This is a genomic window from Pseudomonas sp. WS 5027, from assembly GCF_012985695.1.
GTDB classification, from domain to species: domain Bacteria; phylum Pseudomonadota; class Gammaproteobacteria; order Pseudomonadales; family Pseudomonadaceae; genus Aquipseudomonas; species Aquipseudomonas hygromyciniae.
Genome location: NZ_JAAQWU010000011.1, coordinates 109,761 through 124,643 on the forward strand (window position 1 = coordinate 109,761; position 14,883 = coordinate 124,643).

Annotated in this window: 17 protein-coding genes; 8 read left to right on the forward strand and 9 right to left on the reverse strand. The window is 59.8% G+C overall.

From position 1 onward, the window contains the following. Window positions 1–160 precede the first annotated feature (160 nt). Window positions 161–1,111 (forward strand): agmatinase, encoded by a 951-nt coding sequence (gene speB / locus HBO09_RS15120; RefSeq protein WP_032863463.1) that lies wholly within the window; start codon window positions 161–163, stop codon window positions 1,109–1,111. A gap of 66 nt (window positions 1,112–1,177) precedes the next feature. After that, window positions 1,178–2,560, forward strand: coding sequence for a sodium:solute symporter (locus HBO09_RS15125; RefSeq protein WP_169993375.1), 1,383 nt, complete (start codon window positions 1,178–1,180; stop codon window positions 2,558–2,560). Window positions 2,561–2,785: 225 nt separating this feature from the next. On the opposite strand, the gene HBO09_RS28940 is transcribed toward HBO09_RS15125, so the two are convergent. After that, window positions 2,786–2,908 carry a PA1414 family protein gene (locus HBO09_RS28940; protein ID WP_003210728.1) on the reverse strand — a complete coding sequence of 41 codons (123 nt, stop codon included), beginning with the start codon at window positions 2,906–2,908 and terminating at the stop codon, window positions 2,786–2,788. 139 nt (window positions 2,909–3,047) lie between these two features. Continuing rightward, window positions 3,048–3,941, reverse strand: a complete 894-nt coding sequence (locus tag HBO09_RS15130) for a LysR family transcriptional regulator (protein WP_169993399.1) — start codon at window positions 3,939–3,941, stop codon at window positions 3,048–3,050. A gap of 102 nt (window positions 3,942–4,043) precedes the next feature. Between HBO09_RS15130 and HBO09_RS15135 the strand changes: the two genes are divergently transcribed. Then, window positions 4,044–5,210, forward strand: coding sequence for an MFS transporter (locus HBO09_RS15135; RefSeq protein ID WP_169993401.1), 1,167 nt, complete (start codon window positions 4,044–4,046; stop codon window positions 5,208–5,210). Here the strand turns inward: HBO09_RS15135 and HBO09_RS15140 are convergent. Together HBO09_RS15140 and HBO09_RS15145 are read right to left on the reverse strand one after the other, a co-directional pair. After that, the gene (locus HBO09_RS15140; protein WP_169993403.1) at window positions 5,200–5,607 is read right to left on the reverse strand and encodes a DUF2177 family protein; all 408 of its coding nucleotides are present in this window, start codon (window positions 5,605–5,607) and stop codon (window positions 5,200–5,202) included. The genes HBO09_RS15135 and HBO09_RS15140 overlap by 11 nt on opposite strands. Before the next feature lie 65 nt (window positions 5,608–5,672). After that, window positions 5,673–6,509 carry a S1-like domain-containing RNA-binding protein gene (locus HBO09_RS15145; RefSeq protein ID WP_029292380.1) on the reverse strand — a complete coding sequence of 279 codons (837 nt, stop codon included), beginning with the start codon at window positions 6,507–6,509 and terminating at the stop codon, window positions 5,673–5,675. 333 nt (window positions 6,510–6,842) lie between these two features. Here HBO09_RS15145 and HBO09_RS15150 point away from each other — a divergent pair, with 333 nt between their 5' ends. From HBO09_RS15150 to HBO09_RS15160, 3 genes are all read left to right on the forward strand, one after another. Next, window positions 6,843–7,022: a hypothetical protein gene (locus HBO09_RS15150; protein WP_007946007.1), complete on the forward strand. Its 180-nt coding sequence runs from the start codon at window positions 6,843–6,845 to the stop codon at window positions 7,020–7,022. Between the two features lie 217 nt (window positions 7,023–7,239). After that, on the forward strand, window positions 7,240–7,962 hold the full coding sequence (locus tag HBO09_RS15155; protein WP_169993405.1) for a TorF family putative porin: 723 nt from the start codon (window positions 7,240–7,242) through the stop codon (window positions 7,960–7,962). Between the two features lie 66 nt (window positions 7,963–8,028). After that, window positions 8,029–8,895 carry a DUF6279 family lipoprotein gene (locus HBO09_RS15160; protein ID WP_169993632.1) on the forward strand — a complete coding sequence of 289 codons (867 nt, stop codon included), beginning with the start codon at window positions 8,029–8,031 and terminating at the stop codon, window positions 8,893–8,895. A 27-nt stretch (window positions 8,896–8,922) separates the two neighbouring features. Here the strand turns inward: HBO09_RS15160 and HBO09_RS15165 are convergent, their stop codons facing one another. After that, the gene (locus tag HBO09_RS15165) at window positions 8,923–9,312 is read right to left on the reverse strand and encodes a transcriptional regulator (protein WP_169993407.1); all 390 of its coding nucleotides are present in this window, start codon (window positions 9,310–9,312) and stop codon (window positions 8,923–8,925) included. A 155-nt stretch (window positions 9,313–9,467) separates the two neighbouring features. Here HBO09_RS15165 and HBO09_RS15170 point away from each other — a divergent pair, with 155 nt between their 5' ends. Further along, window positions 9,468–9,743 carry a hypothetical protein gene (locus HBO09_RS15170; RefSeq protein WP_169993409.1) on the forward strand — a complete coding sequence of 92 codons (276 nt, stop codon included), beginning with the start codon at window positions 9,468–9,470 and terminating at the stop codon, window positions 9,741–9,743. A 47-nt stretch (window positions 9,744–9,790) separates the two neighbouring features. Here the strand turns inward: HBO09_RS15170 and HBO09_RS15175 are convergent, their stop codons facing one another. Continuing rightward, complete coding sequence (locus tag HBO09_RS15175; RefSeq protein ID WP_029292371.1) at window positions 9,791–11,137, reverse strand: DEAD/DEAH box helicase; 1,347 nt, start codon at window positions 11,135–11,137, stop codon at window positions 9,791–9,793. Between the two features lie 193 nt (window positions 11,138–11,330). Here HBO09_RS15175 and HBO09_RS15180 point away from each other — a divergent pair, with 193 nt between their 5' ends. Beyond that, the gene (locus HBO09_RS15180) at window positions 11,331–12,629 is read left to right on the forward strand and encodes a mechanosensitive ion channel family protein (RefSeq protein WP_169993411.1); all 1,299 of its coding nucleotides are present in this window, start codon (window positions 11,331–11,333) and stop codon (window positions 12,627–12,629) included. Window positions 12,630–12,735: 106 nt separating this feature from the next. On the opposite strand, the gene HBO09_RS15185 is transcribed toward HBO09_RS15180, so the two are convergent. From HBO09_RS15185 to HBO09_RS15195, 3 genes are all read right to left on the reverse strand, one after another. Then, window positions 12,736–13,608, reverse strand: coding sequence for a carboxylate/amino acid/amine transporter (locus tag HBO09_RS15185; protein ID WP_169993634.1), 873 nt, complete (start codon window positions 13,606–13,608; stop codon window positions 12,736–12,738). 203 nt (window positions 13,609–13,811) lie between these two features. After that, window positions 13,812–14,411 (reverse strand): FMN-dependent NADH-azoreductase, encoded by a 600-nt coding sequence (locus HBO09_RS15190; RefSeq protein WP_169993412.1) that lies wholly within the window; start codon window positions 14,409–14,411, stop codon window positions 13,812–13,814. 151 nt (window positions 14,412–14,562) lie between these two features. Then, window positions 14,563–14,877, reverse strand: coding sequence for a 3-phosphoglycerate kinase (locus tag HBO09_RS15195; protein WP_169993414.1), 315 nt, complete (start codon window positions 14,875–14,877; stop codon window positions 14,563–14,565). Window positions 14,878–14,883: the final 6 nt, after the last annotated feature.

The following is a 14,883-nucleotide window of genomic DNA, read 5'->3' on the forward strand; positions in this document are numbered from 1 at the left end:
GCTCGCTCCTACAGGGAACAGGTTTTGCACACCGGTGGAGTCTACCCCAGGCATTAGTTCAGAAAAATCTGAACTAAGTATTTCCCCGCAGCGATTCTTCCCTTGTCCGACATTTCGCAGAATCGGCCTCTGATAACCACAACATCGATGAGGCATTCCCGTGGACAAGATCTTTCACCAACCACTGGGCGGCAACGAAATGCCGCGCTTTGCCGGCATCGCCACCATGATGCGCCTGCCCCACCTGCAAACCGCCGCCGGCCTGGATGCAGCCTTTGTCGGCGTGCCCCTGGATATCGGCACCTCGCTGCGCGCCGGTACCCGCTTCGGGCCCCGCGAGATCCGCGCCGAGTCGGTGATGATCCGCCCCTACAACATGGCCACCGGCGCCGCACCGTTCGACTCACTGTCGGTGGCTGACATCGGCGATGTGGCGATCAACACCTTCAACCTGCTGGACGCCGTGCGCATCATCGAAGAATCCTACGATGAGATCCTCAAGCACGACGTGATCCCGCTGACCCTGGGCGGCGACCACACCATCACCCTGCCGATCCTGCGGGCGATCCACAAGAAGCACGGCAAGGTCGGGCTGGTGCATATCGATGCCCACGCTGACGTCAACGACCACATGTTCGGCGAGAAAATCGCCCACGGCACCACCTTCCGCCGTGCCGTCGAAGAGGGCCTGCTCGATTGCGACCGCGTAGTGCAAATCGGCCTGCGCGCCCAGGGCTATACCGCCGAAGACTTCAACTGGAGCCGTAAACAAGGCTTTCGCGTGGTCCAGGCCGAAGAGTGCTGGCACCAGTCCCTCGCGCCGTTGATGGCCGAAGTCCGGGAAAAGGTCGGCGGCGGCCCGGTGTACCTGAGTTTCGACATCGACGGCATCGACCCGGCCTGGGCACCTGGTACCGGCACCCCGGAAATCGGCGGGCTGACCACCATCCAGGCGATCGAGATTATCCGTGGCTGCCAGGGCCTGGACCTGATTGGTTGTGATCTGGTGGAAGTTTCTCCGCCCTACGACACCACGGGCAACACCTCGTTGCTGGGCGCCAACCTGCTGTACGAAATGCTCTGCGTGCTGCCTGGCGTCACGCACCGTTGATGTAGCGCGGGGCCATGTGCCCCGCGCCTGAACACCTATAAAAATAATAATTGGAGACTCGCCACCATGGCTTTGGATCTATTCGTCGTACTTATCTACGCCGCCGGCATGCTCGTGCTCGGCTATTTCGGCATGCGCCGGGCCAAGACTCATGAAGACTACCTGGTCGCCGGGCGCAACCTGGGGCCGACGCTGTACATGGGCACCATGGCAGCAACGGTGCTCGGTGGCGCGTCCACCGTTGGCAGCGTGCGCCTGGGGTATGTCCACGGCATTTCCGGCTTTTGGCTCTGCGCAGCGCTGGGTGCAGGGATCATTGCGCTGAACCTGTTCCTCGCCAAACCCTTGCTCAAGCTGAAAATCTTCACCGTGACCCAGGTCCTGGAGCAGCGCTACAACCCCACGGCCCGCCAGGCCAGCGGGCTGATCATGCTGGCCTACGCGTTGATGCTGGCAGTGACTTCAATCCTGGGGATCGGCACCGTATTGCAAGTGATGTTTGACCTGCCGTTCTGGGCCGCAATCCTACTGGGTGGGGGCGTGGTGCTGGTGTATTCGACCATTGGCGGCATGTGGTCGCTGACCTTGACCGATATCGTGCAGTTCGTGATCAAGACCGTCGGCCTGATGTTTATCCTGCTGCCGATCTGCCTGTACCGCGTGGGCGGCTGGGATGAACTGGTGGCCAAGCTGCCGGCGGCCAGTTTCAGCTTCACCAGCATCGGCTGGGACACCATCATCACCTACTTCATGATCTACTTTTTCGGCATCCTGATCGGCCAGGACATTTGGCAACGGGTCTTTACCGCCCGTGACGAAAAGGTCGCCAAGTATGCAGGCACTTTCGCCGGTTTCTACTGCATCCTCTACGGCCTGGCCTGTGCCCTGATCGGCATGGCCGCCCATGTGCTGATCCCGGACCTGGACAACGTCAACAACGCCTTCGCCGCCATCGTCAAACTGTCGTTACCCGACGGCCTGCGTGGCCTGGTGATCGCAGCGGCCCTGGCGGCCATGATGTCCACGGCCAGCGCCGGGCTGCTCGCCGCCTCCACCGTGCTCACCGAAGACCTGCTGCCACGCCTGCGCGGCGGCAAACAGTCGAGCCTGAACATCAACCGCCTGTTCACCCTGCTGACCGGTATTGCCGTACTGGCAATCGCTCTGGTGGTCACCGATGTGATCAGCGCCTTGACCCTGGCCTATAACCTGCTGGTCGGCGGCATGTTGATCCCGCTGATCGGGGCGATCTACTGGAAACGCGCCACCACCTCAGGGGCAATCAGCGCCATGGCACTGGGGTTTGCCACGTCGCTGGTGTTCATGATCAAGGATGGTCTGGAGGCAAACACACCGATCTACTACAGCCTGGGCGTGAGCGTGGTGAGTTTTGTACTGGTGAGTGTGCTGTCGCGTCGGCCACAGGTGGCGGCAGCCGACGCTGCCTGAGTAAAGCTTGCTTCAGCGGGTGCGACGTCGGTTGTCGCATCCGTTTTTTATTTAAAACACCAAACAAAAAGTGGGAGTGGGCTTGCTCGCGATTACGGTAGGTCAGTCAACCGTTCAGTGACTGATTTACCGTAATCGCGAGCAAGCCCGCTCCCACATTGAATCTGCGGTGTTGCGTGGTCCTACAACCGCGCTCAAACCCTGTGTCTGAGCGCTTTTCCGGGCTTACCTGCGACGCGGGCGGCGCTGTTCGTCATCGGTGCGGATAGGCACCGGTTGCAGCGGTGGCTCGATCAAGCCGAGTGCGACGCCGAGGTCGTGCAGCCAGTTTTGCAGTTTTTCTTTCATGGTGCCCCCTTTGAGGGTAGTGCCGAGCAGCTGGAATTCTGTGGCTGCTTCCTACAGATAGTAGTACTAAGTCCCACGTAATGCTTGCCTGAAACCGCAACGAACCATTACTGAATTGATACAAATCCTGACGATGCGGTCAAGCAATCGCCCGCGCCTCTTGTGGCAGCCGCGTCTTGCCCTCTTGCTGCAGGTCAATCCAAGCGTTGAGATTAGCCCCAAGCATGCCCTTGCGCCACATCAGCCACGTAGTGGCGTGGGCAAACGGCTCGGCCAGGGGATGGATCGATACGCTGCCCTTGCCGGGCAGGCTGTCGAGCATCGATTCGGACATCAACGCGACCCCGGAACCGGCGATCACACACGCCAGCATGCCTTGATACGACTCAATCTCGATGGCCCGGCCCATGGCTACGCGGTCGTGGGAAAACCACGCTTCCAGACGCGCCCGATAGGAACAACTGCGTCGGAAGGTGAACACCGCGCGCCCGGCCACATCCTGCGGGCCACGCACCGGCGGGTGGTCCGCCTCGCAGATCAACAACAAGCGCTCTTCGCACAGTGGCACACCGTCCAGGGTCGCCAGGCTCAGCGGGCCATCCACCAGCGCCGCATCCAGGCGCCCGGTGATCAGGCCCTCGAGCAGTTCGCCGCTGGGTGCCGATTGCACCTGCAGGTTCACCATGGGGTAAGCCTTGTGATATTGCGCCAACAGTTTCGGCAAATGGATCGCGGCGGTGCTGTACATGCTGCCCAACACAAAGTCCCCGGCTGGATGGCCGCCCTGCACCGCGCCGTGCGCCTCGTCATGTAGGGCTAAAAGGCGCGTGCTGTAGTCGAGCAACACCTTGCCGGCGGGCGATAGCTGCAGGCGCTGGCGCTCGCGCACAAACAACTCGACACCGAGTTGCTCTTCCATTTGCTTGAGCCGGGTCGAGAGGTTCGACGGTACCCGGTGCAATCGCTCTGCCGCACGGGTGATAGAGCCCTCTTCGGCCACGGCCTGGAAAATACGCAGTTGGCTGAACTCCACAGGCCTTCTCCTAAACTGAACAAGTTTCTCAGTATTATTCATTTTTACTGAATACCAATCCACCTTAACCTGAGGTCATCGCTTCTTGCAGGAGTTTGGCCCATGTCGCCCCTGATCCGTTTACTCGCCAGCTTTATTGCCCTGATGATGGCCATGGGCATTGGCCGCTTCGCCCTTACCCCGCAGATGCCGCACTTGCTCAGTGAAGGGCAAATCGACCTGACCGACGCCGGGCTGATTGCTGCAGCCAACTACCTGGGCTATTTCGTAGGGGCCGTGGACTCGATGTTCGCACGCAGTCATCACCACATACGCGGGCGGTTGCTCGGCGGTTTGTGGCTGTGTGTGCTGCTGACCCTGGCGTCGTTCTGGGCCAACGGTTTCTGGTCGCACCTGATGTTGCGCTTTGGCACCGGCGTGGCCAGCGCCTGGGTGCTGGTGATGATCACCGGCCTGAGCCAACCCCTGGCGGTTGCCACAGGGCGCCCACGACTCGGAGCACTGGTGTTTGCCGGGCCTGGGTTGGGAATTCTGCTCACGGGATTGTTGGCATTGGGCTCGAACCTGCTGGGCGAGGATTCGGCGACGTTGTGGCTGGTATATGGCGTGGTCGCCCTGGTCATGCTGCTGGTGATCCTGCCGTTCCTGCCCAAGCCGGACAGGGGACAGCCGCAGCGCAGCAGCGCGGCTAACAGGAGCAATGGCAACATCGCGCACCTGGGCTGGGTTTACCTGCTGTTTGGCTTGGGCTACATCATCCCCGCCACGTTCCTGTCACAAATGGCCAGCGCGCAGTTCAAGGGCGCCTGGCAGGCGGACCTGTTCTGGCCGTGCTTTGGCCTCGCGGCAGCCCTGGGTGTGTTGCTGGTCAGCCTGCGCAAGCCCAACCCCGACACTACACGCTATTGGTTGATGGCCACCCTATGGCTGCAAGCGGCCGGCGTCTTCGCTTGTTTGCTGGGCAATGGTGTGGGTTTGGCATTGGGCGTGGTGCTGTGCGGTCTGCCGTTCCTGGCGTGCATGCAACTGGTGATGCAGCGCCTGCGGGAAATCGCACCCCACGGTGCGCAACGCAGCACGGGGCTGCTGACGGCGTGTTTTGCCCTGGGCCAGTTAAGTGGACCGCTACTGGCCTCGCTGAGCAGTCACCTCAGCGGCGACTTGCAGCCGGCGCTGATAGTGGCGGGAAGTGGCCTGATACTGGCCGGTGCATTGCTGCTACGACCGGCCCCGGCACCGATTGATTGCCGGGCGCGGGTCAGCCCCTGACGCGGTAAGCCGCCCCGTACCCCAACGAGCAACAGGCCGCTGTGAGGAAGGTGCCCCACGCCATGTCCATCAATGCCAGGCCCGCCGACCAGCCTTGCAAGGTCGCCCAGTTGCTCAAGTCATAGGTGCCATAAGCCACCAACCCGAGCAAGGCACCGAGCCGGGCGGCCCGTTGCCAGCCACCACTGGCCAGAGCCGGCAACACCACAAAAGCTACACAGCCGATCACATAAAGCAGGTAGAACAAAACCGCAGGGAGTAATCGCGGTTGTTCAAGCATCAGCGGCCCCAGCAGGGCCTTATAGGTCGGCCCCATCAACACGCCAAGCCAGAGGCCATCGAGCACTAAAAAAGCCAATAACGTCCCGAGGTAAGCAAACACGACTTTTTTGCCCATGGCGACAACCTACTGTAGGAGCCGGCTTGCCGGCGATAGCGACTCCTACACAAGAGCAGGAGCGATCAGCTTAGTTCAATGCGGTCGGCATGAATCACGATCTGACCCTGCTTGTACAGCGCACCAATAGCCTTCTTGAAGTTGCCCTTGCTCACGCCGAACAAGTTGCTGATCACGGTCGGGTCGCTCTTGTCGCTGACCGGCAAGCTGCCGTTGTTTTCACGCAACTTGGCGAGGATCTTCGAGTTCAGGCTGGACGCCGCTTGTTCGCCGACCGGTTGCAGGCTCAGGCTGATATTGCCGTCGGCGCGGATTTCCTTGATGAAACCCTTCTCTTCCTTGCCCGGACGCAGGAACTTGAACACTTCGTTCTTGTGGATCAGGCCCCAGTGCTTGTTGTTGATGATTGCCTTGAACCCCATATCAGTGGCTTCGGCAACCAGCAAGTCGACTTCCTGGCCCACGGTGTAGTTGGCCGGGGTCTTGTCCAGGTAACGGTCCAGGCGCGCGGTGGCCGTGATGCGCTTGGTGTGCTTGTCGAGGTAGACATGCACCACGCAGTATTCACCGGCGGTCAGTTGGCGCTTTTCTTCGGAGTAAGGCAGCAGCAAGTCCTTGGGTAGACCCCAGTCGAGGAACACCCCGATGCTATTGACTTCGACCACTTTCAGGCTGGCAAACTCGCCCACCTGTACTTTTGGTTTTTCAGTGGTGGCGATAAGTTTGTCATCGCTGTCCAGATAAATAAAAACGTTAAGCCAGTCTTCATCTTCACTGGGAATATCTTTGGGAATATAACGATTGGGCAAGAGGATTTCGCCCTCTTGCTCACCGTCCAGATACAAACCAAAGTTAGTGTGTTTAACCACTTGCAAACTGTTGTAGCGCCCGACTAAAGCCATTTCCAATACCCTCATTGCGTGGGCGGCATTCTACCCGAGTTGAAGGCGGCGGTCCCGTGTCCAGGCGCGCAACCCTGAAAAATCGCGGGTTTGCCAGGGGATTTTAGCCAATCGCTCCGCTCGTCAGGTCAGGCCACAGGCTGGCATCGATGGCCAGGTGCGGTTTTCCCCTCGGGTTTCTATTTAAAACAGCGAGTTAGGGCCCTCAGCCAAAGACCAACTTAGGTATTTACAATAACGCAGCTTATTCCTGGGAGATATTTACCAAGCAATTGTCAAGCATTTCATGTACGATGCCTGGCCAAGTTAATTTTCTACAGGTTAGTGGCCGCCATGCGCGTAAAAGCATCCAACAGCAAAGCAAAGCCCGCTCCCGCCGTTGAAACCAGCGAATCGATCAACAACCAAATCGCCGCGTTCCTCAAGTCCGGTGGCGAAATCCAGCAGATCGCCAAGGGCGTGAGCGGCCAGACTTTCGGCCCGTCCAAGCAGATCACCCTGGGCAAGAAGTAAGCGCAAAGCCGCCTACGCACCCCACCTGGTCCCTAAGCGCCTTGCCTATCAAGGCGCTAGGACTAGAGCCAGCACCCTCCCCCCAACACACATTCAACCCTGCCAATCGACGAACGGGCCTCACCCCCTGACTTTCGCCGGTATGCTTGCACACGTCTAGAACGGGCGTTTGCCCGATTCCTTCTGTTACTGCTCCTCGCTTTTCATGGAGTGACGCTTGCTCAAGCCCTGCATTTTCCTGGTCAGCGCCCTGCTCGCCAGCCCTCTCGCCGACGCGCAGGTTTTCCAGCGTGAACTGGGCGACTTCGACTTGAAACTGGGGACCACGCCCAGCCGCAGCATGGCCCAAGGCCTGGTCAAACCCACCTCTGCGAGCAGCAACTCGTTCCACGGTGGCCTCGACCTGAGCCACGCCAGCGGTCTGTATTTCGGCCAGTTTTCGCCGAGCATGGGGCTGTCGCCCGCCAGTAAACTGGAAGTCGACTCCTACATGGGCTTCAAGCGCCCGTTCGACCAGACCCTGGGCTATGAACTGGGGATGATCCACTACAGCTACCCCAAGCTGAGCCCCCTCGACAGCCAGGAGTTCTACGGCGGCCTGAACTTGCTGGGCAATCGGTTTGGCGTGTCATTGGGCAACGATCCCGATCGTCGCGACAGCACCCTGTTTGCCGACCTGGGCGGCACCCAGCCGTTCGGCATTGGCGTGAGCATGAAGTACACCACTCATCAGTTAGGCGCCCCAGCATCGGTCGAAGGCGGCTCGATTCGCAGTTTCAGCGACTGGTCGGTGAAATTCTCCCGACCGTGGATGGGCGTCGACCTGGACCTGATCTACAGCGACTCCAGCCTCAGCGGCAGCGACTGCTCGGCCTACTCCGGACACAATTCGCAATGTGATGGCCTGTTGACCCTGAAGGCCGAGCGGTCGTTTTATTGATGGGCTGAACTGTCACGCCCCCGGCGAGTTCAGATGAACATCCCTGGTCTGCGCAAGGACTCGCCCATGCTGTGTCGGTTAAGAATCCTGGTGGCCTTGCTGGCCCTGAGCGTCCTGCTTTCCGGCTGTAACCGCGTGGGCCTGGCCTATCGCAACCTCGACGTGATCATCCCCTGGACCCTCAATGACTACCTGGACATGAACGCCGGGCAGAAAAGCTGGTTCAACGACACCCTCAAGGACCACCTCGCCTGGCACTGCACCACCCAATTGCCCGGCTACCTGGACTGGCTCGACCGCCTGCAACAGATGGTCGACAACCATCAAGTCAGTGATGCCGCCCTGCAAACCCGCACCCTTGAAGCCAAGCAGGCAATCGCCGAGGTCGCCCGGCAGATCACCCCATCCGCCATCGAGTTGCTGCGCGGGCTGGATGAGCAGCAGGTACGGGCGATGGATCAAGCACTGACCAAAGACCTGCGTAAACGCCAGGACGAATACCTCAAGCCGCCCCTGGAGCAGCAGATCAAAGACCGTAGCGAGCGCATGAGCAAACGCCTGGATGCCTGGCTCGGCCCGTTGAGCGCCAGCCAGCAGCAGCGTGTGCAGGCCTGGTCCACCGCCCTCGGTGCGCAGAACCAGCAATGGATCGGCAACCGCGCCCATTGGCAGGCGCAGTTCATCGCGGCAGTCAATCAACGGGCCAGCAGCGACTTCCCGGGCAAGATGGAGCAACTGCTGGTGGACCGTGAAAGCCTGTGGACCGCGGACTATCGCCAGGCCTATGCCCAGACCGAAGCGGCGGCCCGCAGCCTGCTGGTGGATTTGATGGCCGAAAGCACGGTCCAGCAACGACAGAAGCTGGTGCAGAGGATCGATAAGGTGCGCAGCGACTTCCAGTCCCTCAAGTGCCTCAAGGGCAGCGCGACCTAGGCGACTGCTTTGGCAGTTTGCGTCGGCTCAGGCGATTTGCGCTTTGGAGGCCACGACCTCGAACGTCGCCGGATCCAGCGCATCGACCTGCTCGTCCAAAACCTGGCGCGGGTGATCGTTACCCGGAATGGAACTGTCGATCAGCGCCAGCAAACGGGCGCCCAGGACCGTCAAAATGAAGTTCTCACCGTTGCCGCCCTGATCCTCTGGACGGGACTCGATAAAGCCGCGCTTGAACAAGAGCGCCTCGTAGTCGGCAGCGGTCTTTTTCAGCGCATCGAGGTCACCGTTGAAGTCGCCGGCCGTGGCCTTCTCGGCGGCTTCCTGCTCGGCATACTTGCGTGGGGCAAAGCTGCCCTCGCCATTCTGCACTTCGTGTAACAGACGTTCGATCAGATCCCAGTTGTAAGTGCTCATCCTGATTCCTCCGGCAGGCGAACTGATTAGTCGCCCTCAAAAGTTGTGACACGCGGGTGCTGGCGCCGTTCAGCCGGATGGACGAGCGTGATTGCACTGAACTTTACGGGCGCGCGCGCCCTCAACCGGGTATCACCACCAAGGAGGTCCGCTCCATGAAAACCCTGATGCAACTGGCTGTCGCCGCCACCCTGTTAAGCGCTCTGCCCGCCTGGGCCTGCACCCCGGAAGAGGCCACGGAAAAACGTGAGCAACTGGCCAAGGAAGTCAGCACCCTCACCCAGCAGAACCCGACCAAGGCCAAGGAAATCAACGATGAACTGCAGCAAATGGACCTGGATACCGAAAGTTCGAAGTTTCCCGACAAGTGCCAGTTGATCGAGGCACGACTCAAGGAATTGAAGGAAGCAGCGGCCAAGGCAAAGAACTGAAGGCAAAAAAAACCGGACATTGTCCGGTTTTTTTGTGCGCCGCCGTATTACTCGGCTGCCGGTGCTTCTGGCTTGCGGCGCTTGAGCGGCGCCATGCCGTCCTTGCTGACCAACGACAGATTGTCGGTCTTCGGCCGGTTGGCGATCTTGCGCTTGGTCGGCGACTTGGCGCCGGCCTTCTTCTTGTCGCCCTTGGCGTCGACCTTTTTCTTCTTCACGCCCACGGCCTTACCCGAGGCCTTGACCTTCTTCGGCCCGGTGTAGGTACCTTTGACTTCCTTGATGGTACGGCGCTCGAACGACTGCTTGAGGTAGCGTTCGATGCTCGACATCAGGTTCCAGTCGCCATGGCAGATCAGCGAAATGGCCAGGCCATCGTTGCCCGCACGCCCGGTACGGCCGATACGGTGCACATATTCGTCGCCGCTGCGCGGCATATCGAAGTTGATCACCATATCCAGGCCTTCGACGTCCAGGCCGCGCGCGGCGACGTCGGTGGCCACCAGGATCTTCACGCCGCCCTGCTTGAGGCGGTCGATGGCCAGCTTGCGGTCCTTCTGGTCCTTCTCACCGTGCAAGACAAACGCCTTGTACTCCTGAGCCACCAGGCGCCCGTAGATCCGGTCGGCCATGGCTCGGGTGTTGGTGAACACAATGGCCTTCTGATAGGTCTCGTTGGCCAGCAGCCAGTTGAGAATCTGCTCTTTGTGCACATTGTGATCAGCGGTGATGATCTGCTGACGGGTAGTCGAGTTCAGGTCGCTGACGTTGTTGACCTGCAGGTGCTCAGGGTTGTTCAGGACCTTGGCGACCATCTCGCGCAGGGTCGAACCGCCAGTGGTGGCGGAGAACAGCATGGTCTGCTGGCGGTTGACACACTCTTCGACCAGGCGCTGTACGTCGTCGGCAAACCCCATGTCGAGCATGCGGTCAGCTTCGTCGAGCACCAGCACTTCGACTTCCTTGAGGTCCAGGTTGCCGGCGTTCAGTTGCTCGATCATCCGCCCAGGGGTGCCGATCAGGATATCCGGGACCTTGCGCAGCATCGCGGCCTGCACCTTGAAGTCTTCACCGCCAGTGATCAGGCCGGATTTGATGAAGGTGAACTGCGAGAAGCGCTCCACTTCCTTCAAGGTCTGCTGGGCCAGTTCGCGGGTAGGCAACAGGATCAGGGTCTTGATGCTGACGCGGATCTTGGCCGGGCCGATCAGACGGTTAAGGATCGGCAGGACGAAAGCAGCGGTCTTGCCGCTCCCGGTTTGAGCCGTCACCCGCAGGTCACGCCCTTGGAGCGCGAGCGGGATGGCCGCTGCTTGCACAGGCGTAGGCTCGACAAATTTAAGCTCGGCCACGGCTTTGAGCAGGCGTTCGTGCAGGGCGAATTGGGAAAACACGGGTGCTACCTCGAAGAAATACAAAAAATCAGCTGCATAGGGTAACGGTTTCGGGCGCTCAGGCCGAGTCTCTTTACGCGAAGTGGGCCAATCAGATGGTTTTTTGTCAGGTGATTTGTCTGCCTGCACAACTTTGCAGCACTTAAATGCTCTAATCGCCCCGTCATGTCTTACAGAAGAATCGCGTTTAACCATGGATATCAAACAGCTCTGGCTCAACGTCCAAGACCTCTGGGGTGCCCTGGACCAACATCCGCTGCTGCATTCAAGCATCGCCTTGCTGGTGCTGCTGGTCGTGGCCCTGATTGTCGGACGGGTGGCTCGCTACCTCATCCTGCACACCGTCAAACTGCTCGGGCGCCAGCCGGCGCTGCACTGGCTCAATGACCTGCGGCACAACAAAGTCTTCCATCGCCTGGCACAGATGACGCCGTCCCTGGTGATCCAGTTCGGCCTGCACCTGGTGCCGGAACTGAGTAAAAACGCCGCGTTGTTCATCGGCAACGTGGCGCTGGCGTTCACCATCCTGTTCCAGGTCCTAGCCATGAGCGCCCTGCTCAACGCCCTGCTGGATATCTACGCCCGCACCGAACATGCACGCACGCGCTCGATCAAGGGCTATGTGCAATTGGCGAAAATGGTGTTGTTCGTGTTTGGCGCGATCATCATCGTCGCCACGCTGATCGACCGCTCGCCGCTGTTACTGTTGTCCGGCCTGGGTGCGATGTCGGCGGTGATCCTGTTGGTGTACAAGGACACACTGCTGTCGTTTGTCGCCAGCGTGCAATTGACCAGCAACGACATGCTGCGGGTCGGCGACTGGATTGAAATGCCCCAGGTCGGTGCCGATGGCGATGTGGTGGATATCACCTTGCATACGGTCAAGGTGCAGAATTTCGACAAGACCATCGTCTCGATCCCCACCTGGCGCCTGATGTCCGAATCGTTCAAGAACTGGCGCGGCATGCAGGCCTCGGGCGGGCGGCGGATCAAGCGCAGCCTGTTTATCGACGCGGCCGGCGTGCGCTTCCTGCGCGACGATGAAGAAATGCGCATGACCCAGGTCCACCTGCTGACCGACTACATCAGCCGCAAACAGGCAGAATTGAAGGCCTGGAACGAAGCCCAGGGCCACAGCGCGCAACTCTCGGCCAACCGCCGACGGATGACCAACCTGGGAACCTTCCGTGCCTACGCCCTGGCGTACCTCAAGAGCCATCCGGATATCCAGCCGAACATGACCTGCATGGTGCGCCAGATGCAGACCACCTCCCAGGGCGTGCCCCTGGAAATCTACTGCTTTACCCGCACCACGGCGTGGGCGGATTACGAGCGCATCCAGGGGGATATTTTTGACTACCTATTGGCAGTGTTGCCGGAGTTTGGCCTGAGCCTGTACCAGCAGCCAAGTGGCAATGACCTGCGGGCCGGGGTGTTGCCGGCGGTGTTGGGTGCCAGCCATTTGCCAGCCCCCGAAAAAGCCGCGCTATAAGCTGAACCCTTGTGGGAGCGGGCTTGCTCGCGAATGCGGCATGTCAGTCAGCATATCTGGCTCTGACCCGCCGCATTCGCGAGCAAGCCCGCTCCCACAACACTCATCACCGGTTGGCAAGCCCCACAGCCGGGCGCACGCCCAACCGGCTGATCCACACCGCCGCTACGATCACCGCCCCGCCCAGGAACAGCCGCCCCAACGGCTCATGCTGATTCCAGATCAGCAGGTTCAGCAATAACCCCACCGGCACATGCAGATTGTTCATTACCGCCAACGTGCCGCCGTTGACCAGGCAGGCGCCCTTGTTCCACCAGTACAAGCCCAACGCGGTACTGACCAGCCCCAGAAACACCAATACCCCCCACTGCAACGGCGCTTCGGGCAAGAAGTTGGCCTTGCCGAACAGCAGGAACGCCGGCAATACCACGGCCAATGCCCCCAGGTAGAAATAGCCAAAGCGCCGATAATGCGGCAAGTCGCTTGGATGACGCGCCACCAGGCGTCGGTACAGCACTTGCCCGGCGGCGTAGGTGAAGTTGGCCAGTTGCAGCAACAAGAAGCCCATGAAGAAGTCCGGGCTGATCTGGTCAAAGCGGATCACTGCCGCACCTGCCACAGCAACCAGCGCGGCAATCAGTGCCCACGGGTTGAAACGCCGGTTCAGCGCGTCTTCAATCAGCGTCACATGCAACGGCGTAAGGATGGTGAACAGCAACACCTCCGGCACCGTCAACACGCGAAAGCTCAAGTACAGGCACACATACGTCACGCCAAACTGCAACGCGCCGATCAGCAGCATGCCGCGCATGAACGCGGGCTCCACCGAGCGCCAGCGGGTCAGCGGGATAAACACCAGCCCAGCCAGCAGCACACGCACCAGCACGGCGAAATAGCTGTCGACATGACCGGCCAGGTATTCGCCGATCAGGCTGAAGGAAAACGCCTGGATCAGCGTGACAATCAGTAAATAGCCCATGGTCGCCTCGTATTTGAATGGGCGCGACATTAGCGTTTTTCCCGGCGAGGCGAAACTCGGGGCAAAAAAAACCCGACCTCGCTAAAGCGGCAGTCGGGCAGGAGCACTCAGGAGCAACAAGTGCAAAGGGAGGTTCGATACGCGTACTTGAAGGGTTGCGTGGAGTTATATAAACACCACGCGATTATCTGGCGATTAACGCTTCAGGCAACCTGTGCCAGCAGGGCCTTGGCGTGGTTCATACCCTTTTCCTGGAAGTCCCCACCCAGGTTCACCCCTTCGGCATGAATGAAGGTGACGTCATGGATACCGATAAAACCCATGACCTGACGCAGATACGGTTCCTGGTGATCGCTGCTCGCGCCGGTGTGGATACCGCCACGGGCGGTCAACACAAAGGCGCGCTTGCCGGTCAGCAGACCTTGGGGCCCGGTGGCGGTGTACTTGAACGTCACGCCGGCCCGCAATACATGGTCAAGCCAGGCTTTGAGGGTGCTGGGGATGGCAAAGTTGTACATCGGCGCGGCCATTACCAGCACGTCGGCGGCCAGCAGTTCGTCGGTCAGTTGGTTGGAACGGTCCAGGGAAGCCTGCTCATCGGCATTGCGCTGCTCGACCGGCTTCATCCAGCCGCCCAACAGGTTGGCGTCCAGGTGCGGTACCGGGTTGACCGCCAGGTCGCGCACGCTGATCTGATCGGCCGGGTGGGCGGCCTGCCATTGGCTGATGAACTGTTGGGTCAACTGGCGAGAGATGGAATCCTGTTGGCGGGCGCTGCTTTCGATGATCAGAACATTGGACATGGCTTTGTAGGCTCCATCTGTAATTGCTGTAAGTCGATGGAGTGAAGGTTAAACAGAGCCCATTCGATAAAAAAGCGTAAAAAACTGCTATAACCCATCTATTAAGTTGTTTATAAGCGGAGCCTGGCGATGGCCGTGCCCCGCTTCTGCGTTATTTGGGCTCGCAGGTCAGTTTGATGCGCATCTTGATGATCGCGCGGCTGAACTTGACCGTGGTGTTGGTGCTTTTGCCGGCGGGAACCGTGACATTGCGTACCCGCGCAGGCTCCGGACCATTGGTAAATGCGACCCTGCACGCAGCATCGTTGCTGCCGAAGTTACTGAGTTGGATGGAGCTGATCTCACTGTCCACATCGGACGCCTTGTAATCGATGCTGACCCCCTTGATCGATTTTGACACGTCGATCGGATAGGCAAACGCGCTCAGCGGCAACAGTGCCAGCACTACACAACAGAATTTTCTCATTCGGCA

Excerpts from the sequence above, each read along its gene's own strand:
- HBO09_RS15125 (WP_169993375.1), top strand. The coding sequence starts at position 1,178 with ATGGCTTTGGATCTATTCGTCGTACTTATCTACGCCGCCGGCATGCTC.
- HBO09_RS28940 (WP_003210728.1), bottom strand. The coding sequence starts at position 2,908 with ATGAAAGAAAAACTGCAAAACTGGCTGCACGACCTCGGCGTCGCACTC.
- HBO09_RS15135 (WP_169993401.1), top strand. The coding sequence starts at position 4,044 with ATGTCGCCCCTGATCCGTTTACTCGCCAGCTTTATTGCCCTGATGATG.
- HBO09_RS15140 (WP_169993403.1), bottom strand. The coding sequence starts at position 5,607 with ATGGGCAAAAAAGTCGTGTTTGCTTACCTCGGGACGTTATTGGCTTTT.
- HBO09_RS15145 (WP_029292380.1), bottom strand. The coding sequence starts at position 6,509 with ATGGCTTTAGTCGGGCGCTACAACAGTTTGCAAGTGGTTAAACACACT.
- HBO09_RS15150 (WP_007946007.1), top strand. The coding sequence starts at position 6,843 with ATGCGCGTAAAAGCATCCAACAGCAAAGCAAAGCCCGCTCCCGCCGTT.
- HBO09_RS15160 (WP_169993632.1), top strand. The coding sequence starts at position 8,029 with ATGCTGTGTCGGTTAAGAATCCTGGTGGCCTTGCTGGCCCTGAGCGTC.
- HBO09_RS15165 (WP_169993407.1), bottom strand. The coding sequence starts at position 9,312 with ATGAGCACTTACAACTGGGATCTGATCGAACGTCTGTTACACGAAGTG.
- HBO09_RS15170 (WP_169993409.1), top strand. The coding sequence starts at position 9,468 with ATGAAAACCCTGATGCAACTGGCTGTCGCCGCCACCCTGTTAAGCGCT.
- HBO09_RS15180 (WP_169993411.1), top strand. The coding sequence starts at position 11,331 with ATGGATATCAAACAGCTCTGGCTCAACGTCCAAGACCTCTGGGGTGCC.
- HBO09_RS15185 (WP_169993634.1), bottom strand. The coding sequence starts at position 13,608 with ATGGGCTATTTACTGATTGTCACGCTGATCCAGGCGTTTTCCTTCAGC.
- HBO09_RS15190 (WP_169993412.1), bottom strand. The coding sequence starts at position 14,411 with ATGTCCAATGTTCTGATCATCGAAAGCAGCGCCCGCCAACAGGATTCC.
- HBO09_RS15195 (WP_169993414.1), bottom strand. The coding sequence starts at position 14,877 with ATGAGAAAATTCTGTTGTGTAGTGCTGGCACTGTTGCCGCTGAGCGCG.